Raw genomic sequence first — 23,051 nt, 5'->3', positions numbered from 1 at the left:
GCTCATCGTCTCTCCTGATTCGCGGGTCAATCTTGCCCGCCGTCAGGCAGAAACTCCACTTATCGCGCTGTTCAGATTTGCGGGACCAGCTCAGACCGATTTCACTATCGAAGAATTCACCGACGCCGATCAACCAATCCGTCTGCTCCGCAAGCAGATCGCCAAAACGAATGTCAATCCGACTACCAGTCGTGGGAATCAAAAACGACACCGATCGAAGTTCGTATGTATAGACCAAGAACCAAATCACCCCGGCCACAATGACCGTTGCCAAGTATATGTTTCCTTGCTGTGTGACCCAGTTGTCGGCTGTCTTCGAAACCCTGGTTACAATTTCTGTCGCCAACCATATGGCGCCGACAACGCTGAGGGCCCTTGTGACGCCGATTTTCCACCGGCGGCGGATGCCCACAGTGAGTGATCTAATTACTTCTCTAAGCATTTCGCATCCCTGCCGTCACGATTGTTATCAGCAAGATAGCGCAATGCTTGGTTGTCGTCTTGGCTTACTCGGGTTTGTTCCACCAAAATTCTGATCATCGCCGATAAGCGTTCTTCCCCAGCCCAAAAGTAGGCCCGCGCGCGCGCGTGGTCGTTTGGTCATGGATATCATCGAAGAAGCACAAGGCGCTTAAGGCCGCGTTTGAACCGCTGAAACGCGCTCAACTTCACCTCAGGCAATGTCTCGACGATGGGGTCTCTGGTCGACGGAGCGAGGCCCGTTACCTCAAATCCACTATGGTCACCGAGCGCGACGATATCGGAGAACAAGCATTCCGGGTTGCATTTCCCGTGTTGGGGTGGCTCCATGAAGCTACCTACAAAATGATAGAGTTGCTGACCGGGATTAGACCGGCCAAGCGGATCGAGAACCATCGCGAACATCTGAAGGGTCTGAAGGCTTGCACACGCCATGGAGAACGCGAAAACGTTTTCGCGGGCTTTCAGTGGATGCCCCTTCGGCAATCCCTGAATGTAGGTCGGATCATCCAGGTAACCCTCCCGCTCCAACTGAACAAGCCCGGGATCATACTGCCCGATGCATTGCATACACTGATGGCCCGCAGTGACCGCGTGTGCACGCCAGTCAGCCGCGGCCAGCTCCTCATGGCGGTTCGTTCGGACGAAAATTCCACCGTCGATGACAGGAATAAGGTGAGCATAGGCTATCAAGTTGAGAACATGTCGCCCCCAAGGGCGGTCAACGCAGGAAAAAAGAACATCGCAGTCCAGCGCGGCGCGGAATCCGGCTTCTTCATAAACGGCAGCCACCACCGGGAGGGAATCGAATCTTGCTGCCGTTGCGCATTCGCCTAAGTGCTCGGCCAGCGCTTTTGCCTTTAACTGCCCGACATTGCCGCGTTTTGCGTACAATAGCCGGTCGAGATTCTTGGTCTCGATCCTATCGAAATCGATGACCGTAATATCTTCGACCCCCGTACGAGCCATACCCTCGGCAATAAAGGCGCCAACACTGCCTGCTCCGACGATGCCCACCCGAAGCCTCGCGAGGTCGGCTTGCTTCTTCTTCCCCCAGGCCGATATCGTTCGAATCTGCGCTTCCGTCCCGCGCGGAACGGGCGCGAGAGCCTCCATGAACGTCGATCGAAGCCTTTCTCCAACCACGCGAACGGTGGCGCAGTCACGCCTCGCGTAGTGGCGCGGTGCCGTGCGCTCCCAGAACCTGGCGCTCCACGCCCCATCGCTCGCGATCGTGAAGCCTACGAACGGTAGCTTCGTGGCGCCGTAAACGGCGGCTGCATGACCTTGCTCGGTATCGATGTCATCCGGACTCATACCCTGCCATGCCAAGCCGTTTGGATGGCTGTGCATGAGAGCTACCCCTGCGCCAGCCTGAGCAGCCTCCGAAAGGACGCGGGTGAAATAGTGGGATTCGAAGCTGGCGTTGCCGTGCACGTTCCTCTCACCGTCTCTCGGCAAGATCAGTCGTTCGACCACGGCGGTCATCCGGGTCTGTCCGGTGCTCGGACGCCAGACCGCGAAGCAAAGATCTTCCTGACGGTCGGCGCGCAAGAGATGACGACGCGCCAACGCATCGACCGTCTCAGGCATGGCCGCGCTTCGAGCGGCCCTTGTCATTGCGTGTGCCACAATTTCCAGACGTGGCTCATGTAGGTCGCCACCGCCTTCTTCGCGGTACTCCAACCGGTATAGGGGCGCGACCAATATTGCCAATCACCCCCGACCGCGCTTTGAAAATCGGCGCTATCGTGAATGCCACCAGTGGGATGAACACCTCCACTTTGGTTCGGGTAGAACTTGGGCGACACGTGGATGCCACCAGGGGCCGTCAGCGGAAAATCCTGCGGGACGATTATGCCAAGTCGGACCAACTGTCCGGCGAACTTGCCGGCGGGTACTTCGTAGTCGAAGTAAACATGCTCGGGCTTGCCCGGGGCAATGGTTGGCTTGTAACCGAGCGACGCAAGCCCCGCCACAAAGCAGGCCACGCCGGTTCTGGCGTTCCCATCGGAGACCGGGGCCGGGCCGACCGAGATCACCTGGAAACTCGCACAATCGTGCAGCTCAAACGGGACGGTGCCCTTGCCCTGAAAGTTGGCCTGATGGTGGGGGTCGGTTTCGATGAGGTAGTGCGTCGTGATGTCCAGACCGGAGAACTCCGTGATGATTTCGTTCGGTGTCCATTCGCGCCGCTCGGTCTCGTAGGGTTCGGCATCAACGGAGAAATGGATGATTTTCGGGTGGTGGTGAGCCTCCTCAAGCTCTTCCTCGGCGGCATCGAGCTTTTGCTCGGCCGCGTCCAGATCCTTCATCCCGTGCTGGATCTCGTCCTTGGCTTTGCCGATATCGGCCTTGGCCTGTTCGATGTCGTGCAGAGCCTCTGCTTCATCAGACCCGCAGGCATCGTGGCCCTTGGGCCCCGCCTCAATGGGCTCCGAATGACCTTCCTGGTTCGCTTCACTCATGTTGCTGTCTCCTTTATCCAATTATCAGCGGATATGCTAATTAGCGTATTTTACGCTAAATGCGGAGAGAGTCAACGGGCAGCTAAGTCATTGATTTCAGGAGAAAAGATTACCGGAGGCTAGTTCTTGGCCCAGAATCCCAAGAATCTTCAGGCGCACCGTGGCTGCCTCGCGCGAAACAGCAAAGCCAATTACAACCGCGTTGATCAGTGCCACGCCATTTTCGCTGGTTGGCGACGAGGGCCCGTAAATATTCCGCTGCTGCTGTATATCGCCGATGACTTTGAGGTAAGTCCGTGGCATAAGGGCCGCGCCAGATACATATCCAGCCTGCCACTCCATCCAGTCAGTCTTGCTTGCGGTAATTATCGTGTCCCGCTTGCAATAAATGGCATTGGGCTTCCGATTGCCATCAACGGGTAGCTGGCGCTGCTCCAGCGCGAATAGGTAGGCGTGCAGGATCACGTGCCCGTATTCGTGGGTGAGGGTGGTGCGCAGCCGGTTTTCGAACCTGTGAACATCATTGGAAATCGACACCTTCGGCTTCCCCGTGCGGGTAAATTCCGTCACGCCTTCCACGCCAGAGCCGTACCCCGTCAGGTCCGCGTACTGGTCGAGATCCGCAACGTCCCGCTCGATCAAGGTCGTGATATCGTCGGTCGAGATGGGGAACTCGACCTTGCCGTGCTTGCTCCGCAAATGATCCGCCACGAGTTTCTCGAACATGGAATCAAGTTCGGCAGGCTCGTAATGCGGCCTCTCCCGAAATCCATGCATCGTGTCGCGGACGTACCTCAAATTGACTATTCCTTCAGTTTCTTTCGAAAGGCGACAAACGCCTGATTTATCTGGTCGGGTGTAGATTTTCTCACCAGTTTCCTGTCCTGCTCCGGCAACATCCCGATCACTCCGTACAAGGACAGCGGGTCTATTTTTAGAATTTTTGCGAACTCGCCGACCAAATGGTCGGATGACGGGTTTCTGCGATCGTGCTCGATGTCATTCAAATACTGTGGCGTTATCGCCTCTCCGTCCTCCTTTATGATTTTAGTGGCCAATTCCTTTTGGCTCATGCCCTTCTCTTTGCGCGCGGAGGCTATTGCACGTCCAAAGGACGACATATCTAGACCCATACCGTAAGACCTCTCCAATTTTTCAGAAGCTTATCAGCTAATTAGCTGATTGTCACGCGTGAAATAACGCGGAAACCGCCGGCCCTACCGGAAGAGTGGCATTTTTGGTATGCTGCTAGCTGAGCGGACAGATTGCTCCAACAGCAACCGCGGGGATCAATCAGGGGAGAGAATGAATTTGTAAACTCACCAATTTGAAATGGAAGGTCGGACAATGGAGACATATACCAGACGCGTCAGGGAGAGCATCCTTCCGCTCTCCATTGCCGACGCATTGCCAAAGGCCTTCGCCGAATGGCATTTCACAGGAACGACTCATGACCACGAGGAGCCCTGCGAGACCTGCCAGCTTTGTGGCCAGGAAGGCCTGAGATACCATTTTGAGATTCAAAACGGATTCACCAATCACAGCCTCGATGTCGGCTCGCACTGCATTCTTCAGTTTAACGTTGCCGTCTATGAGAATGGCCGTCGATTGACTCCGGCAGATGCCAAACGGCGGCTCGACAAGCTTGTTCAGAAGATGCGGTTAGATTCCTGCATCCGAGCACTGGAGAGATTGGCTCGGGCGGAGAACTCGCAGATCCTTAGTGGTGCGCTGGAGTATTATCGAACCAACAAGAAGCTGACCCCTAAGCAAGCGTTTGTCGTGTTTTGGCGCTTGCGCACGAACCGTATCGACCACGACCCTTCGTTCTTCAACGTCACACTGAAAAAGAAGCGGTACATGGACGATCTGGCGGCTATGGACACAAGCAAGGTTCATTATTTCTGGCGCGCTCTGACTCCAAGCCAGCGCAAACATGCGGTCACACTGGGGCATAGTGTACCGGCGCGTTGATGCCTTTGCTCGTGCGATAACCCAACCGGCAGTCAGATTAAGGTCCTACGGCTTCAAGGGTTTACCATCAACGCGCGAAAGTGTGGCGAGACCGACCAACCGTGGATCGACTGTGCCGCTAGTTATCGCGCCGCTTTTACCAGCAATATGGCTGGTTACAGTTCAATTGGGATCTCGACGCCGACCTGCACCGCAACAGGGGTATAGATATCGATATCGGTGTTCGGTGTATGTATCGATACGATAAGCGAATACCGCACTGATCGATTGAACCGGCGCTCCTTCTTCCGGGTACGCCACCATCCAATGGTTGGATGAACAGCAATGTGTCCACGATTGGCAAGTTCCTGGGCTGTTCCATGCCACGTGTTCGAATGAATCGAGCCGTTGGTCGGCTTGCCCGTACCTAGCTCCCAAGTCCCCGTTTCACCGGCGTGGTCTTCATCGTAATCATCGTCACGGTCATGCGCGTTGATGCGTAACTTGAACTGCTCCAGATCCTCAGTCGGCCGAATGACCTTAAAGCGAAGGCCATGGGAGGGGTAGCCATACTTGCGGTCCCAACCACGCTCGCCTGGACTGGGCTCGATAAAGTACGACAACGTCACCCGCATCTCGATTGGAGTATCGAACGGTAAAGCCAGAAGAGCATCACGCGGCCAAGGTAGCGCGTGAAATTTGATGTCGCGACTCTTGAGGGTCTTACCGTCTTCTTCGTCTTCAAAAAACGGCTGGATTGTTTCTTCCGCCACGAGCGTCAAATTGTTCTGAGCGCTATAGAACAGCATTTCTGGGTTCGGCGCTCCATGACCGAACGTCCGCAACAATCGCTCGGTGTCGAACCGACCGTGTTGGTCCCGAACACGTGCCAACATGGCATCAGACCACCTCGCGCTATGAACCATAAATCCCCGCACCGTCTCGGGGGTAAAGTCGGGATAGCGAGCCACCAGCCTCGTGGCTAGGTTCGCTGCTAGCGCGACGGAGGCGCTGGTATCGTGAAACTCGACGAACGGTGCAACGCCGCCCGTGAACTCATTATTTGTCGTGAGGAGCTGAAGTTCGGACAGAAATTCAGGATCGCCACCTTGCGGTGGCGTGCCCATGTTGCCCGCCTCCATGACAATGTCAGGTTTGTAAGGCGTCTTTAACGAGCGCGACCACGTCATTGATGTGGTGCTGGAAGGCGCGAGATCGCCGTGACGAGCAAGTGGTGTCCATTCCGCATTGGCCTCCACGTTAATAAAGGCCTTCTCGGTGTAGCCTCCGACCGTGAGAGCGTTCCATGCCTGCGCCGGGTCATGCACCGACTCAGACTCGTTGTAAGCCGGATAGTTGATACGTTCGAAGGGATCGGTGTTTCCAGCTGAAATCAAGATGAGCCTTGGCGTGTCATTAATTGTGCCAAAGGCGAGGTTGTCGATCGCGGCTGACCAAGATGAGGGGCGTCCTCTGTCGCGAGAGTCCGACGTAATCGCCATACAGTATATCTTTCGGCGAGCGGCGTCGATTTCGAGGCGGGAGATGCCTTCAATCGTTACGGTGCCATACAACTCAGGAAGATGCTGGTCGGGGGCGTGGATTAACTTTAGCGATTGCACGCCGTGAGTGAGCTCAATCGGTCCATCACCGGCCAGCACGTCAGTTAAATCGCCGTATATGGCAAGGCCGGCCATTTGGGTGCCATGCCCGTGGTGATGCGTATCGTGACCGCCCCACGCTGGTTTCAGCGTCTGGACATCGGCGTCGCCAATTACTGGAGCCAACAGCGGATGGCCATGATTGACACCGGTATCGAGTAGCCCGACCGCGGGTGCATCCGGTGCTAATTGTCCTAGGCGAGCCGCGACGCCGTCTACCAATTGGTGTTGTTCGGCGGCGGCCAGGGTTGAATAGAAATCGGCTGTCACCTTCGCTTTGCGAACCTCGGCGATGATGCCCAGCACCTCGGCGCCACGGGACAGTTGCTCGCGTGTGCCGCGTAGTAGCACAACGGTTCGGTCGACGAACGTCAAATCGTTTGAGACGACTTGGTAACCAAAATCTTCAGCGCTCGCGCGGAGTCGGTCAATCGGAACACCTTCGCCGATTTCCGGTCGTCGTAACCACACTTCCCAGTTAATGACCGTATTCGCTGCGGGGTACAGATCCCGCTCGTCGGTCCAAAGTTCTTGCAGCGTCGCCAGTTTGATATTGGCGATGCTCTCGACGAGCTTACGGTTGTCGCGCTTTCCCTCAGCGGCGTTGCGATACGCTTCCAATTTGCGCAAAAGAACGGCGACCTTATCGTCAGGAACGCGGATCGTCGCAATCGTCCGATTTTCAGCGTCGGTGATAACTGAAAGAAGTTGGATTTTGCTAGGCTGCAAATCCAGACTTTCAAATGCCAGCTGAAAATTAGGATCGCTTTCAAAAGACAGAATGAGTCCAGGGGACTCATAGAAGCCATTGCCAACCTGCACTGGGAACGGCTCGCGTTGGGCTTGCGCAGTCTGCAAGGCGCCTATGACGTGGGCGGCGTGCGTAGCTCGCACCCGGTCCGGAGTATCGAATTCCTTGGAATGCCCGCGGTTCGCGGTGTATCGCGCAGTCTCTGCAACGTTTACTAGAAGTAAATGAGGGTATCGTGGCATCAACGGCCTTTAAGGATTTAATTTATCTCTTGGAGCTTCCGTGCAGGAGAGCAGATTTTCGCTCTGCTATGGAGGAAAGCAAATCCGCATGAGTGAGCGCTCGGCCTTCAATCAAAGCGTGCTTTAACGCATCGCCTGTCGCCCGAGTCACATCGGCGTAGCTAAGACCTCTCGCCAAGGCTGAAAGCTTGACCCAGTTCATTTTGGTCGAAGTCTTTGCACCTGCAAGCTTAACTTTCAGAGTGGTCTGAATCTCGTTGGTCGAAGGCAATGAATATTGAACGATATCGTCGAAGCGTCGGAATAGCGCGCGATCAAGAATTGCGGGATGATTTGTTGCTGCGATAATGAGACTGTCGGACGTATCTTGCTCGACCATTTGTAGGAAGCTATTGACGATCCGCCGTATTTCTCCCACGTCGTTGCCGAGTCCACGCTCTGATCCGATACTGTCGAACTCGTCGAACAAATAGACAGCGCGCGTTTGCGCGATCGCATCAAAGATCAAGCGGAGCTTCGTCGCGGTTTCGCCCATGAAGCGAGTGATCAGGCGGTCCAACCGCACCACAAACAAAGGCAGCGAAAGTTCGCCGGCGATGGCGGATGCAGTCATGGTTTTGCCGGTCCCAGGCGGGCCGACAAGAAGGAGTTTCTTCCGCGGAGCCAAACCATGCGCACGGATATCACGGATGGTTTTATGTTCACGTATTACGCGATCGAGAACCCTGCGCGTTTTTAAGTTGAGCACCAAGTCGTGCAAATGGATATGCGGGTAGGTGACCGTCAACAGATCGGCGATTTCCCCGCGGGGACGCGCTATAGGTATCGGCGATGGCCCGGCGCTCGGAATGCGCACTCGCGATTTATCAATCAGTTCGCGAAGTTCTTCAGCGAGCTTGCCATGACCGGTACGGGCTTCGCCGGCAGCGATCTGCATGGCGATCGAATGAAACTGAGCATCGTCGCCCTGAGCGTACGCTTTAATGAGCGCCTTGAGTTGATCTGCGCTGGCCATGGGGCGTGCTTTGTTGGTCACGTGAGAGTCTACCTGTAGGTTGCAGATTCTGGCAACCGAAACCAGCCGGTAGCCTTTATTTGTCGTGTATGCGTGGTGCGGGCGGCCGGACTCGAACCGGCACAGACCTTTCGGTCCTACGGATTTTCTTACCACTTCGACTTTCGTCGCCACCGCAAGGTGTTCGTGGTCTGGACTATCCCTTCACCAAGGCCAATTGCCGTAGGTGCCGCCCGTCTAGTCTCTACACCTTCCCCCAGGGCGGGGGCTTGGCTCGGGATTGCCATTTAAAAGGTTTCCCCGAATTTGGGCAGTTCTACATCCCGGGTTTCCCGCGAGAGCACTCAATCAGTCGCTTAAGTCCGTTGCGTCTACCAGTTTCGCCACGCCCGCGTACCACGGCCTTCATAACCCGTACGGCTCCGGTCGCCAAGGTGTCAGTACTGTCAGTGCAGTTTACGCCGCGTGTAATTCTTGCTGGTCGGGCGCAGGCGGCCTTTTGCTGTTGCTGGCTTTGCGGGTGGGGATGCACCCGGTGCAGCCTTGTCTTCTTCGTTTCGCGGGAGGCGCTTGACGTTGATGGCCGCTGCGCTCAACTGGTTCTTGATGTGCGAGGCATAGAATTTCTCGATCATCTCGACGCTGGTGCGGCAGTTCTTGGCAACCTGGTAGATGTCAGCACCCTCCATGAGACGCAGGCAGATATAAGTGTGCCGCAGGCTGTAGGCCGTGCGGCGCTGCCCCTCACGGTCGAACTTGAGTTCTTCTTCCTCAAGGATGTTGTTGAACAGGACATGCTGGTCGTTGGGGAAAATCCGGTCCGTCGGCTGAGCCTTATTACGCTTTCGCAACCTGAAGAATGGTGCGACGGCACTCGGCATGCTCTTGCAGTAGCCGACACCGCGTTTGCCACGCACCTCGATTTCAAGAATGCGCTCGTCGGTTTCCCGGTCCTGTACCACCGTCACGTCGCGGTATTCGAGCCGTTTCGCTTCGTCAGGCCGCAGGCCGGTGTTGGCCATGAAGATGATGAAGTCGTAGAGTTCCTGGCCGTGATAGCGATAGCGCTCTTTCTTGGGATCGTTTGCCCGTTTTGCGGCGGCGAGGTACAGCTGTCTGTATTCAAGCGGCGAGAACCAGGCGCGATGGGAAATCTTCCCGTTGCTGCGATAGGGCTGTGACATGTCGGGCAGATGGGCCAGCCAGCCATGCCGCATTGCAGTTTTCAGGGTCTGGCGCAACGCGACCATCTCCTGGTGCATGGTGTTTCGAGCGGGCGCCTTGCCACGTTTTTCTTTCGATTTCTCGATGCGGTCGATGCGATATTCCTGGATCGCGCCGGATGTGACCTGGGAGAGGGGTTTGTCCCCGAAAAAGGGGACCAGGTAGTTGCGCAGGCGCCTTAAGTGTCCTGCGGTGTAGATGGCGCTGCGTTGTCCTTCGGTGAGTATCGGAAATTCGCGGAGGAATTGTTCTGCGGCGTCCTTGAAGGTTTTCTCCGCATTGACGGGGACCAGCTTTCCCAGTTCGCCGCGAATGTGCTTGCCGCGCAGTTCAAGATACCATTCTTCGGCAAATTGCTTTGCGGCGGAAAAGCCTTCGAGCTTGGTGCTCGCACGATGATTTCTGCCAGAGACGTAGGCGGCAACCTGCCAGTGTTTGCTGTCGTCGCTGCGCTTGTAGATGTAGCACTTGCCGCCCATCAGTTCGTGACGCTCGATAGTGCCGTCCTTTGCCGGTTGAAGCTGTTCGCGGGCCGCCGTCTCCATCGGGAAACCATCCCTTTTTGTGTAAATGTGTAAGCCTTGTGGAAGACTAATGCAAATTTCTATTTTCGTCAATCTACTTGATTCCATTCAATAATTTATCATTTAGAGCGACAAAGGAAAAAATTTTAAGTCCCTTGCGTCTACCAATTCCGCCATGCCCGCTTGATCCAACGCGATCAAACACTTAAGTCCCGTCCAGCGGTCTGGAATTGGCGCTTGTGCGCCGGACAGGCGGTTCTTCCTTAAGCGAGCCGGCGGTCCAAGGCAAAGCCTCAATCCGGGATATGAGGCTAAGCCTCAATCCGGACATCTGGCCCTGCTTTAGGCATTCTCAATTCACGGGGACTATTTTTCCGGCCATGCCTGGTTCGCTTTCCTCTTCCCTGCGCGTTGGTTGCGCGGTTGCCGCGCTGGTCGCGGCCGGCTTCGCGCTGTCCGGCTGCGCCGGCGTGAGCGAGACGATCGCTCCGGCCTTTGCCGATCCCGCCAGATACGAATTGTATGATTGCAAGCAGCTCGAGGGCGAGCGCAAGGCGCTCGCCGCGCGCACGGCGGACTTGCAGAAGCTGATGGACAAGGCGGAGACCGGAACCGGCGGCGCTGTCGTGTCCGAGCTCGCCTACCGCAACGATTACGTCGCGGTCCGTGGCTCGGCGCAGTTGGCCGAAGACGCCTGGCGCCGCAACAAGTGCCGTGAAACGCCGCCCAATGCGCCGCCTGCGGCCTCCGTGCCGCAGCGGCCGGATATCAAGCCCGCTCCGAAACGCTAGGGCGCTGCGGCTCACGCGTCAGGGACGCCAGCCGTAGATCCAGTCCTGCCGCGCCAGCATGCGGTCCGGCCCGAGCGCGCGGATCGCGAGATCGCGCGCGAGCGCGAATGGGCCGGCGAGATGATAGATCCGGCCTTGCTGCCGCGCGGTGCGCTGCACCTTCCTGACACGGGCCTGACGTATCAGGCCATATCGCTTCAGAGCAGCCGCAACGCTGTTTGCGTCCTCGGCGGCCTCGACGCTCAGATGCCGGGCGAGCACGGCAGCATCCTCGATCGCCATGCCGGCGCCTTGAGCTGCGAACGGCAGCATCGCGTGCACGGCGTCGCCGAGCAGCGCGATCGGGCCGTTGCTCCAGGGGCACCCGTCCGGCACGCCGAACAACGCCCATTTGCGCCAGCTGTCGACGGCCGCCAGCATCATCCGCGCCGTCGACGGCCAGTGTGGTGCGGCGAAGGCGTCCATCACCTCGAAGGGATCGCCGGGCGTGCTCCAGCCCGGCCTGTTCCAGGTGCCCGGCAGCACCGCCACCACGTTGAGCTGGCTGCCGCCCGCGATCGGGTAGGCGACGAGATGGGCGTTGGAGCCCATCCAGAGCTGCACCCGCCGCGCGGTGTACTCCTTGGGCAGCTGCGTGGCATCCAGCGTGCCGCGCCAGGCGATCAGCCCGGAGAAGCGCGGGTGCACGTCGGGAAACAGATGCTGGCGGACCGTCGACCAGATGCCGTCGGCGCCGATCAGGGCGCTGGCGAGATCGCTGCGGCGGATGGTTCCACTGCGATGGACGACCGTCAGTCCCTTGGCGTGGGGTGCGACATCCTCGAATGCCGCGCCCAACTTCAGATCGATATCGGGATGGTCGGCAACCGCGCCGGCGAGGGCGGATTGCAGGTCGGCGCGGTGCACCACCCAATAGGGGGCGCCGGCGCGATTGGCGGCAGCCTCGCCGAGCGGCATGCGAAGCAATTCGCCGCCGGCGCGGGCGCTCATGATCGAGACCGCGTCCGGAACAACGGCGCGCCGCTTCAGCCGCTCCGTCAGGCCGAGCTCGACCAGCACGCGGCTGGCATTGGGGGAGAGTTGCAGGCCGGCGCCGACGTCCTCGAGCCGCTCGGCCTTTTCCAGCACGACGATGCGAAAACCGCGGGCGGCGAGCGCAAGCGCAGCCGTCAGTCCTCCGATCCCGGCACCGGCAATGACGATCGTTCGCGGGAGGGCCACCCCTGACCGAAGCGAACGGTCAGGCCACCTTGTCCTTCAGCACGCATTCCGGCGGACGGGCTTCGCCCGCCTTCAGGTCGGCGGCGAAGCGGTACAGCGTCGAGCAGTACGGGCAGATGATCTCGTTGTCGTTGCCGAGGTCCAGGAAGACGTGCGGATGATCGAACGGAGGATTGGCGCCGACGCACATGAACTCTTGCGAGCCGATCTCGATGACGGGGACGCCGGCATCGTTATGGAAGTGCGGGACGACATGGTCGGACATCGTAGTTCATCCTGGAGTGGCAATGGCGGCAAATACAATCAGCGGCGACGCGGCATAATTTCGACGCCGCGGACCATACTGATGGGTGCAAGTGATTGCTAGCCCGGCGGAACCGAAAGGTTCGCAACTGCCCCATGCTCATTTGCTCATGCAAATTCGACACAATCTTGCGGCTTGAGAGAAGCCCTTCTTTCGTCGGGGAGGTTGTGTCGCAATTTTGGCATACTACGTCTGTGGACACCTGCAATCGCGACGAAAGACGAACCATCGGGGCAAGTGATCTAGCGAAATGTCCGAGCTTTCAGCATGAAGTGGTTGCGAATCAGCTCAGCATTGACCGGGATCGCTGCATGCAGCCTTGTGCTCGCACAGGTAGCGCCGCATGCCCGCGAGGCCGGTGCGATTCTCGCCGCGCAGGACGATCCGGCGGCCCTGTCCGAGCTCAAGCTCGATGCGGCTCTCGCGCACAACGATCGCTTGGTTCAGGACAATATCGAGGCCGCGCTCAAGGCCGGCGATGCCGATCTCGCCGATAGTTTTGTCGGGCTTGCGCGTGATCGCAACATCGCGCTGCCCGACGACCTGCTGAGCCGGGTCAGCGATGCCGTCAAAACCGAAAATTCCACCTCGCATTTCGCCAGGCGCTTTGCCACCGGGCTCGTCACCGGCAATGCCGACGACGTCGCGAGCCTCTCAGGAACGGTGGCCGGCGATCTCTTCGTGATCGGCGACATCAGGGACGTCGTCCGCGAAAGCAAGCATCTCGCGATGGGCGAGGACACCGATCGCCTCGTGCTCGGCCTTGCAACCGCGGGCCTCGCAGTGACGGCGGTGACCTACGTGTCCGCCGGCGGTGCGGCGCCGGTGCGCGCCGGGCTGACGCTGGTGAAGGATGCCCGCAAGGTCGGGCGGCTCGGCGAAGGTCTCGCCGCATGGGCCGGCCGGTCGGCGCGCGAGGTGGTTGATACGCCGATGCTGCAGAACGCGGTCGCCTCCGGCTCGGTGCTGCGGCCGGGTGAGACGATGAGCGCGATCAAGGCCGCGTTCCGCGTCGAGAAGGTCGGCGCGCTGGTCCGCCTCGGCAAGGACGTCACGCGCGTTGCCGAGAAGACCGGCACACGCGGCGCGATGGATACGCTGCGCATCGCCGAGGGCCCGAAGGACGTCGCGCGAGCGGCGCGGCTTGCGGAAGCGCAAGGCAGCAAGACGCGCGCAATCATGAAAGTGCTTGGCCGCGGCGCGCTGCTGCTCCTCGGCGGCGCGTTCGATCTTACGCTGTGGCTGCTGGGTGCGGCGCTGACGCTGTTCGGCCTGCTGTCCTCGATCAAGGCGACCACCGAGCGTCTGACCCAAGCCTGGTGCGATCGCAGACGGGCGCGCCGGTTGCGCAAAGCACAGATCGCGGCCGAAGCCGCTCTGGTGGATGCGGCGCTTACCGCCTAAGATCGATCTCTCCCCCTCAAGACTGCGGAACTGATGATGCCGAGCTTTCACAACGGCGCCGTTGAAATTGCCTATCTCGACGAAGGCGATGGCGATCCGATCATCCTGGTGCACGGCTTTGCCTCGAGCAAGAACGTGAACTGGGTCTACCCAACCTGGGTCTCGGAGCTGCGCAAGAACGGCCGCCGCGTCATTGCGCTGGACAATCGCGGCCATGGCGACAGCGCAAAACTCTACGAGGCCGCGCAGTACTCGATCCCGACCATGGCCGGCGACGTGCTCGCGCTGATGGACCATCTCGCCATCCCGCAGGCCGACATCATGGGCTATTCGATGGGCGGCCGGATGACGGCCTGGCTCGGCCTCAACGAGCCGCAGCGCCTGCGCTCGGCGATCCTCGGCGGCATCGGCATCGGTGGCCTGATCGAGGGCACTGGGCCCGGCGAGAACGTCGCCAAAGCGCTGGAAGCGGCCTCGCTCGACGATGTCACCGATCCCGTCGGCCGCACGTTTCGTGCGTTTGCGGACCAAACCCGTTCCGACCGCCGTGCGCTCGCCGCCTGCCTGCGTGGCACGCGCGATCTCATGACCAGGGACGAGGCCGCGCGCATCGGCGTGCCCGTGCTGATCGCGGTCGGCTCGGCCGATGACGTCGCGGGCTCGGCCGGCGCGCTCGGTGCGATCATCCCCGGCTCGGAAGTGCTCGATATTCCGGGCCGCGATCACATGCGCGCGGTCGGCGACAAGGTCTACAAGACCGGCGTGCTGGATTTCCTGTCACGCCGCGGCTGAGGTTTCTTCTGCCGCCTCATCGTCGCCGATCGATCGAAACAGTGCCATCAGCACCACGAAGGTCGCAACCCACACCATGCGCGCGCCATAGCGGTCGTGTGGGCCCGAGATGACGCCGCAGATAAAGGCGTTACCGAGCAAGGCCAGCGTCACGGTCGCCGCCAGCAGCGTCAGATCGTCCAGCCTTCGATTGACGAGCGCGTGTCCGAGCAGCGCGAGCAGCCCCAGCATCGAGACCAGCGCGACCGGGACGTGCAGCCAGTTGACGTAGTCGAAATCGAGGCTCCAATTCTGCTGGCGCGCTGCGCGCATCGGCGCGACCTGCGCCGGGATGTAGCGCTCGATGATGCCGTAGGTGTGCGGGATCCAGACACTGGCGCCTTCGCCGGTCGCCACATGCAGCAATTGCTGTCCCATCGCGCGTAAGGCAGCGCCGGCCTGCCAGGCTGGATAGTCGGCGAGTGATTGCACGACGATGGTGCCCATCTCGTCGTTCATGCCATCGAAGCGGCCGAGCGTGTTGAACATGCTGTTGCCCCACAGGAATTCGTCGGCTGTCGCCGGCAATTCGTTGCGATAGGGACAGAGCTTGAAAGTCTCGCGCGAGCAGTGGTCATTGAGAAAACGCGCGACGATGCCGTCCTGCATCATGCGGCCGAAGGCGACGCCGGTGCCGCCGGGTGTCCAGGCCCATTTGCCCGACAGCGCATGGTTGGCCGAGATCAGCATCAGGCTGCCCGCGACGATCGTGAGGCTCGCCTGGGCCAGTCCGGCGATCGGAAGGCGACGCCGAAGGAATGGCCGCGCCATCCAGCCGAGGGCGCAGAGCCCGAGCAGCACGCCGAGCGTGCCGCTATGGGTCGCTGCGGCAAAGGCGGTGAAAACGAACAGCGCGACCTTCTCGGCCCACGAGATGCGGCTGCCGCCGACGACGAGCAGAAACAGCGACAGCACCGACAGTCCCGCAAAGATGTCGGTGAGCAGCATGCTGGCAAGCCAGGGCAGGGCCGTCGACAGGATCAGCAGCAGGCTGATCGCGACGAAGCGGAATGTCTGCATCAGGCCGAGCACGCGCAGCGTCAGCTGCAACAGCCACAGCGTCGCCAGCGACTGGATCGCGAGATTGCCCCAGAAGCCGAAATTCTCGCCATAATGCAGATAGAGGCCGAACACGGTGGAGCGGCTGGGGACCAGATAACCTTCGTACCAGCGCGCCAGATAGCCGCCGGTATCCCATTGCAACAGCGGATAGCCGTTCCAGAACGCCGGCGCGATCAGCAGGAGGGGCAGAGCCACCGCCGCCAGCCGCAGCCAAAACGTACCCGCGGCGCGCGCGCGCAATTGATCGGTGGTGATGCTCAAAACAGCTCCGTCGTCGTCCGGACCATGCCCGCAATAATGGTTGAGACGAAATTCACCAATAGTTTGACGCCGCCCGGCTTGAATTTGGCGAAACTCTGACCACTTTGAGCCAACCTTGCCGCCTGGGGCGTTCTGGGAAACTGTTGTGTTTCAACGCGTTGGTATGCTTTCGCGGGGCAAGGCACTGTTCACTCTCAGGCAAGCCCGTCAGGACTTTGTCGCCTAGACTGTGCTATAGAGCCAGCCAAACGAGCCAATCCGAAAGAGCAGATCCCATGGCAGTGCATCAGGTCAATCCGGGAGGAAAGCTCGCAACGCTCGATCCGATCTGGGATCGGATCCGCGGCGAGGCGGAGGACATCGTCCACCGCGAGCCGGAGCTTGCGACCTTCATCTATTCGACGGTGCTGCATCACAGCCGCCTGGAAGATTCGGTGATCCATCGCGTCGCCGACCGGCTCGATCACGCCGCGCTCTCGGGCGATCTGGTGCGCCAGACCTTTGACGAAGCACTGCGCGACGAGCCCGATCTCGGCAACGCCTTCCGCGCCGATCTCGTCGCCGTCTACGACCGCGACCCCGCGACCTCGCGCTTCATCGATCCCTTGCTCTACTTCAAGGGCTTTCACGCGCTCCAGACCCATCGCCTCGCGCACTGGCTCTGGCTGAAGGGCCGCAAGGATTTTGCGTATTATCTCCAGAGCCGCGCGTCCGCGGTGTTCCAGACCGACATCAATCCCGCCGCGCGCATCGGCCGCGGCGTTTTCCTCGACCACGCCACCGGCTTTGTCTGCGGCGAGACCGCTGTCATCGAGGACGACGTCTCGATCCTGCACGGCGTCACGCTCGGCGGCACCGGCAAGGAGAATGAGGATCGTCATCCGAAGATTCGCCACGGCGTGCTGATCGGTGCCGGTGCAAAGATTCTCGGCAACATCGAGGTCGGCCATTGCGCGCGCATCGCGGCGGGCTCGGTCGTGGTCAAGCCGGTGCCGCACAATGTCACGGTCGCGGGCGTGCCCGCCAAGATCGTCGGCGAGGCCGGCTGCGCCGAGCCGTCGCGCACCATGGACCAGATGATCAACGCGATGGGGCTTTAGGCTCGCGAGCTAAGGGTCGGATTTTCCGGCCCTTTTCGCCCCCAAATTCTTTGGCAATTCATGCTGGCGGTTCGGCGCGTCTCGTCCTAAAACCCGCCGACCAATTTCGATCGGAGACTTGCCGTGGACGTCAAAGAAGTCAGAAAGCTCGACGCGTATCTGAAGCGCGTATTCGGCAATCCCAAGATCCGCGTCGTGCCGCGGCCGAAGAAGGACGATTCCGCCGAGGTCTATATCGGCGAGGAGTTCATCGGCGTGCTCTTCGTCGACGACGAGGATGATGATCGCTCGTTCCAGTTCCAGATGGCGATCCTCGAAGACGATCTGGTCGATCAGGAATAGTTCGACGTTGGCATTGCGAGCTGGGCATCCAGAACCTGCTCACGTCGTGCTGCGTCCGAGGGCGCGCATCGGAAATCGAGGGGCGCTCTCTCCACATCGTCATTGCGAGCGAAGCGAAGCAATCCAGAAATCTTTCTGCGGAGGGATTCTGGATTGCTTCGCTTCGCTCGCAATGACGGGGGTTAGGTCCGTGACCCGCGCTACCAGAGCGTCATCGCTGAGCGGTCATCGACGTTGCCACCGCTCGTAGCTCGCTCACGAATTCGGCGATTGCTGGGTTTTGCCTTTCGAATGATTCCCACCGGCTCTCGCCGCGCGTCAGTTGCGCGATATGGACAGGCCCGCGAGAAGCGGAGCGTATGCGGCGAGCCTGCGGGATACGAACTCCGTGAAGAGCCGCACGCGCTTCGTCTTGCGAGACTCCCCCTGTGTGAGAAGCCAGAGCGTTCCGTACATGTGCAGGTCGGTGCCCGGCACCCGCACCAGCAGGGGGTCGGCGTCTCCGACGAAGCACGGCAGCGTCGTGATCCCGAGCCCTTGCCGTACCGCAACGATCTGCGCCTCGGCGTCGGTGATCCTGAACGGAACCCCCGTGGTGCGAACCTCGCCCTCGGTGGCCCAATCCGGAATTCCATGAATGCTGATGACGATCCACCGGATGGGATCAGGCGTGCCCGCACGCCATGCGGCTAGTCGATCGCGGGACATGTAGACGCCGCCGAACAGCTCCGGTCCCTTCAGGCCGTGAAGATTGAGCGGCAGGGTTTTGCGGTCGTAGACGACGCGGATCGCCACGTCGGCCTCCCGGTTGGTCAGATTTGCCAGCTCGCCGTACGACAAGATGTCCATCTCGATGTCCGGATGCAGACGCGCGAAATCGGCGAAGTCCGGCATGAGCAGGTGTGTCGCGAGGGGCGGCGCCAGCGTCACCCGCAGAAGCCCGCGCACGCTCTGGTCACGCCCGAAGACGCGCGTCTCCAGCAGGTGCGACGACGCTTCCATCTGGTCCGCGAACTCGAGGACCTCCTCGCCCGCTGCCGTCAGGCGGTAGCCCGAAGGCAGCTTTTCGAACATGTGGACACCGAGGCGTTCCTCAAGCTGGGCGATGCGTCGCAGCACGGTCGCGTGGTTCACACCGAGGCGCTCGGCGGCAGCCCGCACCGAGCCTCCGCGCGCAACGGCCAGAAAGTAGCGAACGTCATCCCAGTCGATCATGGTGCAATCCCGCACCGCGCGGTGCGCCTTTCAAAGCCCTTATCTAACACATCGAACAGCACTACGGGCGCTCAGGCGTGCAACAAGCACGGCCTATTCCAAAATGGCGGACTCCGATCGTCGCGGCTGGCGTCAGTCGTCCAGCCGGATCGATTTCGCACCACCGATGTGCGTGCTTCGGCACTCAACGCCTGACGCCGGCAGACCCATCTCGAGGTTCTCGGGGGCAGATGCTGTCCCGACACCACGACAGGAGAAGTTATGGGAAAGCTTGACTGCAAGGTTGCGGTCATCACGGGTGGATCGAGCGGCATGGCGCTGGCGAGCGCCAGGCGGTTCGTTGAAGAAGGCGCCTATGTTTTCATCACGGGCCGCAGGCAGGAGGCGATCGACGAGGCCGTCAAGCTGATTGGCCGGAACGTGACCGGCGTGCGCGGCGACGCGGCCAATCTCGACGACGTCGACCGTCTGTTCGACACGGTCAAGCGGGAAAAGGGCAGGATCGACGTCCTTTACGCGAGCGCCGGCATGGGCGAAGCCGTCCCACTGGGCGAGATTACCGAGCAGCATTTCGACGCGACCTTCGGCCTGAATGCGCGCGGCACGCTGTTTACGGTTCAGAAGGCGCTGCCGCTGTTGAGCGATGGCGGATCGATCTTCATGACCGGGTCGGTTGCTTCGGTGAAAGGTTTTCCTGGTTACGGCGTGTATGCGGCGAGCAAGGCGGCGCTGCGCTCATTCGCACGCACCTGGCTCAACGAACTCAAGGGCAGGAATATCCGGGTGAACGTGCTGAGCCCGGGGCCGATCGCCACGCCGATGCAGGACCAGGTTCTCACCGAGGAGGCGAAGCGGATGTTCGAATCCCTGATCCCGCGGGGAAAGATGGGTCGTCCTGACGAAATTGCGGCAGTCGCGCTGTTTCTTGCTTCGGACGATTCGAGCTTCGTGAACGGGGTGGAGCTGTCTGTCGACGGCGGCTTCTCGGCGATCTGAAGACCGGGCTATCAATATCAACACGGATCGGAGAAGTATCATGAGCTATGCGATTGTAGGATTCGGTGCGGTAGGCCAGGCCCTCGCCCGCGCCTTCGCCCGTAAAAACATCAACGTGACCGTCGCGAGCCGCCGGTCGCCCGAGGCGTTGGCGCCACAGGCTCGGTCAATTGGACCCGCCGTCGTCGCCAAGTCGCTGCGGGATGCCGTCGAGGCCGACACCATCATCCTGGCGGTCCCGTTCGGGGAGCATCGCGAGGTGGCGAAGGCCCTTCCGAACTGGAAAGGCAAGACGGTCATCGACGCGATGAACCTGTTTCCTGTCCCTGAAGAGCTGGACGGTCTCCCGGCCTCCGCCGTCGTCGCGAAGGCGTTCACCGGCGCCAAGCTGGTGAAAGGTTTCAATCATCTGGCTGCGGCCACCCTGGCTGCCGATCCGACCGTCGAGGGCGGGCACCGGGTCGTCTTTCTGTCTGGTGACGACGAGGACGCGATCGCCCCCGTGGCGGCCTTGGCCAAACAACTCGGGTTCGCACCCGTCAAGTTGGGAAAGCTCAACGAGGGTGGCGCACTGGTGCACGCACGGGGCCGCACTTGGGGCCGGCTCATCTTCCAGGATTTGTTCAGGAAGGAGCAGTAATCGATGTACGGCCGTAGGTCGATATTGCAGGCCGAGTGACAACTGATCTGGTTTGATTGCTGCGACGCCGACAGCTTCGGGATCGTCCGATGCCTGTCGGTGCCGCATCAACTCGATCGCGCCATGATGCCACCATGCTCCTGTTTTGCCCGACGGGTCAAGTTATTTTTCGAAAAATACGAATTACGAAAAATATGAAATCTTGCGGGGCGCTTGGCTACTGTGCATGGGGTTGTTTTCGACATTTGTTGCGAGGGCTCCCGCCCGTCCCGGCGGCGGCTTCGCGCTCAGCCCTTTGGCCCGCGCAACTGCGCCGTCAGCTTCTCCATCGCGTTCGCGACGTCACGCCATTGCGACAGCCAGCTGCGCGGAAAGCGGAAGGTGAGGTCGGCGCCATCGACGCGGCGCTCGGAAAGGCACATGCCGGGCGTGGCCGCATCGCGTGTGCAGCGCGCCGTCAGCGCCGGGCTCGCCGCGGAATAGAAATCCTCGCTGCCATAGGGCGTGTCGCTGCGGAACGTCCGCATCGTCAGCCCGTCGTCCGGTGTCGCTAGAGCCTGCTCGAAATAGCGCGGATAAATCGTCGCGGTTCGCTGTTCCGGCGAGAGCGCATCGTGATGTGCGGCGATCGACAGGAAGATGCGGTCGATCGGCTGCATCGCCGTGTCCACCGTATCCGCCGTCACGTGCCGCGGCCCGGTAGGTGTTTCCAGCGACGGATAGAGGAAATCGAGATCAATGCGCTCCTGCGGTCCGGAGTGCCGCTGGATCTTCATCCGGATCGCCGATATCGGCAGGTTGAACAGCGTGCCGCCGATGCTGACGGGCAGCTTGTCCGGCGCGTCGGCACCGCCCGTGCTCCAGGTCGGCCACAACAGATAGGCAACCAGCGCGATCGCGCTCACCGCGAACCCGCCGGTCAGCGCAAACGGGACGAGATGCGCCCGGGCGCGCGTCATTGCGCTTGTTCTGGAGCGAGGAGAGGTTACCGAAAACACCGTCATGACGTCGCAAATGGACCCAAGGGTCGGCCGGTGGCCGACGAATCACCGGCGAATATGCCATGCGGCGGCAATGTCGCGGAAGGTTCCCGGCTATCAGGAACGACAGGGGGCTCTGCGCGGGCCGGGCAGCGCCGTTAACCCTCGCTTAAGGATAATGTAGCGTTAACCGGCACGTTTTGTCACAGGAAGGCTCCGGCGTTGCGTATGGGCGGACTGTTCCGATGACACCTGAAGCATTCAATACTCTCTTCTCGATCTGCATCGGCTTCGCGCTCGCGGGCGCGCTCGCAAATGGATACCAGGCGATGTCGCAACGGCCCGCCGGTTTCGGGCTGTTGCAGGCGGGCGTGGCTCCGAAGACATTTGCGGCGGTGCCGTTCCTGGTATTCGCGGCGCCCTTCATCATCATGCGCAACACGTTCCGCGGCATGCGGCTGGAGAGCCGGCGCTTCGAATTCGTGATGATGGCGACCGTCATCGCCGGCTTCTGGAGCATGATGAGCGGCACCTTCTTCCTGATGACGCTGCGGGCGACCGGCGTTTTGGGCTGACGCCTTGCAGGGCTGCGTGGCGCGGCGGCCCTTTGCCTCCGCGCCGTCGTTTCGCTATGGCTTGGGTTGACGCGACAGGAGACCTCCATGGCGATCTATGAGCTCGACGGACAGGCGCCCGATCTTCCGCCGGACGGCAATTACTTCATCGCGGAGACCGCAACCGTGATCGGCCGGGTGCGTCTGAAACCGGGTGCTAGCGTCTGGTTCGGTGCGGTGCTGCGCGGCGACAATGAGTGGATCGAGATCGGCGAGGGCGCCAATGTGCAGGACGGTTCGACCTGCCACACCGATCTCGGCTTTCCCATGGTGATCGGCAAGAACTGCACGGTCGGCCACAACGTCATCCTGCACGGCTGCACCATCGAAGAGGGCGCGCTGATCGGCATGGGCTCGATCGTGATGAACGGCGCCAGGATCGGCCGCAACAGCATCGTCGGCGCCGGCTCCGTCATCACCGAGGGCAAGGAGTTTCCCGAGCGCTCTCTGATCATCGGCTCGCCCGCACGCGTGATCCGCACGCTCGACGACGCCCAGGTGCAGAAGATGGGAAGTGCGGCGAGGTTCTACGTCGCCAACGGTCCGCGCTTCAAGAAGGGCCTGAAGCGGATCGGCTAGTCGCCTTCGGACTCGCGCGCTTCGATTGCGCCGGCAACTTTCTCGTGGCCGGCGGCCCACAATGCATGCTCGGCACTGCCATCCTGATACGGATTGGCTTCGGCAGGGATGTTCTCGCGCGCCGCGCGTTCGCCATCTGCAAAGGGATCGCGATCCGTCATCGTGATTTTGCCTTTCGGGTCCTGGAGCGCGCCGTCGTCTTCTCCGCCACGCCGTCGAGTCTCGCGCTCTTGCGCAAGGCGTCCCTGAGGTCAATCGGGATGCCGTGCTTCTTCAAGAGGTCGGCGAAGGCTTCGTCCGCGAGCTCCTGAATCGTCGCCATCCTGTCGCGCCCCAATTGCTTCAGCTTGTCGAACGTATCCTCGTCGAACGCGACCAGTTTGCGCATGATCG

24 protein-coding genes and 1 pseudogene are annotated in these 23,051 nt (G+C 60.5%); 10 read left to right on the top strand and 15 right to left on the bottom strand.

Annotated features, from left to right (window positions below; all coding sequences use genetic code 11):
- The 5 genes and pseudogenes from ABIA96_RS33955 to ABIA96_RS33935 form a co-directional block, all read right to left on the bottom strand.
- A pseudogene (locus ABIA96_RS33955) lies at nucleotides 1-274 on the bottom strand (hypothetical protein); the annotation flags it as partial.
- A gap of 335 nt (nucleotides 275-609) precedes the next feature.
- Entirely contained in the window at nucleotides 610-2,073 is a 1,464-nt protein-coding gene (locus ABIA96_RS33950; protein WP_354141271.1) for a HesA/MoeB/ThiF family protein, read from the bottom strand.
- A gap of 23 nt (nucleotides 2,074-2,096) precedes the next feature.
- Nucleotides 2,097-2,948: an E2/UBC family protein gene (locus ABIA96_RS33945; RefSeq protein WP_354141270.1), complete on the bottom strand. Its 852-nt coding sequence runs from the start codon at nucleotides 2,946-2,948 to the stop codon at nucleotides 2,097-2,099.
- A gap of 96 nt (nucleotides 2,949-3,044) precedes the next feature.
- A complete protein-coding gene (locus ABIA96_RS33940; protein WP_354141269.1) occupies nucleotides 3,045-3,674 on the bottom strand; it encodes an ImmA/IrrE family metallo-endopeptidase in 630 nt (209 codons plus the stop codon).
- A gap of 77 nt (nucleotides 3,675-3,751) precedes the next feature.
- Entirely contained in the window at nucleotides 3,752-4,069 is a 318-nt protein-coding gene (locus tag ABIA96_RS33935; protein ID WP_354141275.1) for a helix-turn-helix domain-containing protein, read from the bottom strand.
- 226 nt (nucleotides 4,070-4,295) lie between these two features.
- On the opposite strand from ABIA96_RS33935, the gene ABIA96_RS33930 reads away from it, so the two are divergent.
- Nucleotides 4,296-4,922 carry a hypothetical protein gene (locus ABIA96_RS33930; protein ID WP_354141268.1) on the top strand — a complete coding sequence of 209 codons (627 nt, stop codon included), beginning with the start codon at nucleotides 4,296-4,298 and terminating at the stop codon, nucleotides 4,920-4,922.
- 155 nt (nucleotides 4,923-5,077) lie between these two features.
- On the opposite strand, the gene ABIA96_RS33925 is transcribed toward ABIA96_RS33930, so the two are convergent.
- The 3 genes from ABIA96_RS33925 to ABIA96_RS33915 all read right to left on the bottom strand — a co-directional run bounded on the left by ABIA96_RS33925 (nucleotide 5,078) and on the right by ABIA96_RS33915 (nucleotide 10,339).
- The gene (locus ABIA96_RS33925; RefSeq protein ID WP_354141267.1) at nucleotides 5,078-7,384 is read right to left on the bottom strand and encodes a S8 family peptidase; all 2,307 of its coding nucleotides are present in this window, start codon (nucleotides 7,382-7,384) and stop codon (nucleotides 5,078-5,080) included.
- Nucleotides 7,385-7,577: 193 nt separating this feature from the next.
- Complete coding sequence (locus tag ABIA96_RS33920; RefSeq protein ID WP_502918873.1) at nucleotides 7,578-8,591, bottom strand: AAA family ATPase; 1,014 nt, start codon at nucleotides 8,589-8,591, stop codon at nucleotides 7,578-7,580.
- A gap of 425 nt (nucleotides 8,592-9,016) precedes the next feature.
- On the bottom strand, nucleotides 9,017-10,339 hold the full coding sequence (locus ABIA96_RS33915) for a tyrosine-type recombinase/integrase (protein ID WP_354141266.1): 1,323 nt from the start codon (nucleotides 10,337-10,339) through the stop codon (nucleotides 9,017-9,019).
- A gap of 359 nt (nucleotides 10,340-10,698) precedes the next feature.
- On the opposite strand from ABIA96_RS33915, the gene ABIA96_RS33910 reads away from it, so the two are divergent.
- Entirely contained in the window at nucleotides 10,699-11,109 is a 411-nt protein-coding gene (locus tag ABIA96_RS33910; RefSeq protein WP_354141265.1) for a twin-arginine translocation pathway signal, read from the top strand.
- Nucleotides 11,110-11,127: 18 nt separating this feature from the next.
- Here the strand turns inward: ABIA96_RS33910 and ABIA96_RS33905 are convergent, their stop codons facing one another.
- Both ABIA96_RS33905 and ABIA96_RS33900 read right to left on the bottom strand, forming a co-directional pair.
- Entirely contained in the window at nucleotides 11,128-12,330 is a 1,203-nt protein-coding gene (locus ABIA96_RS33905) for an FAD-dependent monooxygenase (protein ID WP_354141264.1), read from the bottom strand.
- 19 nt (nucleotides 12,331-12,349) lie between these two features.
- Nucleotides 12,350-12,595 carry a zinc-finger domain-containing protein gene (locus ABIA96_RS33900; protein ID WP_007602543.1) on the bottom strand — a complete coding sequence of 82 codons (246 nt, stop codon included), beginning with the start codon at nucleotides 12,593-12,595 and terminating at the stop codon, nucleotides 12,350-12,352.
- 306 nt (nucleotides 12,596-12,901) lie between these two features.
- On the opposite strand from ABIA96_RS33900, the gene ABIA96_RS33895 reads away from it, so the two are divergent.
- Nucleotides 12,902-14,038 (top strand): hypothetical protein, encoded by a 1,137-nt coding sequence (locus ABIA96_RS33895; RefSeq protein ID WP_354141263.1) that lies wholly within the window; start codon nucleotides 12,902-12,904, stop codon nucleotides 14,036-14,038.
- 36 nt (nucleotides 14,039-14,074) lie between these two features.
- The gene (locus ABIA96_RS33890) at nucleotides 14,075-14,830 is read left to right on the top strand and encodes an alpha/beta fold hydrolase (RefSeq protein ID WP_354141262.1); all 756 of its coding nucleotides are present in this window, start codon (nucleotides 14,075-14,077) and stop codon (nucleotides 14,828-14,830) included.
- On the opposite strand, the gene ABIA96_RS33885 is transcribed toward ABIA96_RS33890, so the two are convergent.
- Nucleotides 14,816-16,192, bottom strand: coding sequence for a hypothetical protein (locus ABIA96_RS33885; RefSeq protein WP_354141261.1), 1,377 nt, complete (start codon nucleotides 16,190-16,192; stop codon nucleotides 14,816-14,818). The two genes, ABIA96_RS33890 and ABIA96_RS33885, sit on opposite strands and share 15 nt — an antisense overlap.
- A 275-nt stretch (nucleotides 16,193-16,467) precedes the next feature.
- On the opposite strand from ABIA96_RS33885, the gene cysE reads away from it, so the two are divergent.
- Together cysE and ABIA96_RS33875 are read left to right on the top strand one after the other, a co-directional pair.
- Nucleotides 16,468-17,292: a serine O-acetyltransferase gene (gene cysE / locus ABIA96_RS33880; protein ID WP_354141260.1), complete on the top strand. Its 825-nt coding sequence runs from the start codon at nucleotides 16,468-16,470 to the stop codon at nucleotides 17,290-17,292.
- Nucleotides 17,293-17,415: 123 nt separating this feature from the next.
- The gene (locus tag ABIA96_RS33875) at nucleotides 17,416-17,634 is read left to right on the top strand and encodes a DUF3126 family protein (protein ID WP_007602550.1); all 219 of its coding nucleotides are present in this window, start codon (nucleotides 17,416-17,418) and stop codon (nucleotides 17,632-17,634) included.
- A 318-nt stretch (nucleotides 17,635-17,952) separates the two neighbouring features.
- On the opposite strand, the gene ABIA96_RS33870 is transcribed toward ABIA96_RS33875, so the two are convergent.
- Nucleotides 17,953-18,849 carry a LysR family transcriptional regulator gene (locus ABIA96_RS33870; RefSeq protein ID WP_354141259.1) on the bottom strand — a complete coding sequence of 299 codons (897 nt, stop codon included), beginning with the start codon at nucleotides 18,847-18,849 and terminating at the stop codon, nucleotides 17,953-17,955.
- 261 nt (nucleotides 18,850-19,110) lie between these two features.
- On the opposite strand from ABIA96_RS33870, the gene ABIA96_RS33865 reads away from it, so the two are divergent.
- Nucleotides 19,111-19,845 (top strand): SDR family NAD(P)-dependent oxidoreductase, encoded by a 735-nt coding sequence (locus tag ABIA96_RS33865; RefSeq protein ID WP_354141258.1) that lies wholly within the window; start codon nucleotides 19,111-19,113, stop codon nucleotides 19,843-19,845.
- Between the two features lie 40 nt (nucleotides 19,846-19,885).
- Nucleotides 19,886-20,485, top strand: coding sequence for an NADPH-dependent F420 reductase (locus ABIA96_RS33860; RefSeq protein ID WP_502918872.1), 600 nt, complete (start codon nucleotides 19,886-19,888; stop codon nucleotides 20,483-20,485).
- 287 nt (nucleotides 20,486-20,772) lie between these two features.
- Here ABIA96_RS33860 and ABIA96_RS33855 read toward each other — a convergent pair whose 3' ends face one another.
- Nucleotides 20,773-21,489, bottom strand: coding sequence for a hypothetical protein (locus tag ABIA96_RS33855; RefSeq protein ID WP_502918871.1), 717 nt, complete (start codon nucleotides 21,487-21,489; stop codon nucleotides 20,773-20,775).
- Nucleotides 21,490-21,710: 221 nt separating this feature from the next.
- On the opposite strand from ABIA96_RS33855, the gene ABIA96_RS33850 reads away from it, so the two are divergent.
- Both ABIA96_RS33850 and ABIA96_RS33845 read left to right on the top strand, forming a co-directional pair.
- Nucleotides 21,711-22,040, top strand: a complete 330-nt coding sequence (locus tag ABIA96_RS33850) for a DUF6949 family protein (RefSeq protein WP_354141256.1) — start codon at nucleotides 21,711-21,713, stop codon at nucleotides 22,038-22,040.
- A gap of 87 nt (nucleotides 22,041-22,127) precedes the next feature.
- Nucleotides 22,128-22,658, top strand: coding sequence for a gamma carbonic anhydrase family protein (locus ABIA96_RS33845; RefSeq protein WP_200473443.1), 531 nt, complete (start codon nucleotides 22,128-22,130; stop codon nucleotides 22,656-22,658).
- Here ABIA96_RS33845 and ABIA96_RS33840 read toward each other — a convergent pair.
- Nucleotides 22,655-22,819 carry a hypothetical protein gene (locus ABIA96_RS33840; protein WP_354141255.1) on the bottom strand — a complete coding sequence of 55 codons (165 nt, stop codon included), beginning with the start codon at nucleotides 22,817-22,819 and terminating at the stop codon, nucleotides 22,655-22,657. The two genes, ABIA96_RS33845 and ABIA96_RS33840, sit on opposite strands and share 4 nt — an antisense overlap.
- Nucleotides 22,816-23,046 (bottom strand): hypothetical protein, encoded by a 231-nt coding sequence (locus tag ABIA96_RS33835; RefSeq protein WP_354141254.1) that lies wholly within the window; start codon nucleotides 23,044-23,046, stop codon nucleotides 22,816-22,818. Before ABIA96_RS33835 ends, ABIA96_RS33840 begins: the two co-directional genes overlap by 4 nt.
- Between the last annotated feature and the right edge of the window lie 5 nt (nucleotides 23,047-23,051).

Origin of the sequence: Bradyrhizobium sp. LB11.1 (assembly GCF_040549385.1) — a bacterium.
Classification (GTDB): Bacteria; Pseudomonadota; Alphaproteobacteria; order Rhizobiales; family Xanthobacteraceae; genus Bradyrhizobium.
Note: the sequence above shows the minus strand (reverse complement) of the source record. Positions and strands in the feature narration are given on the sequence as shown.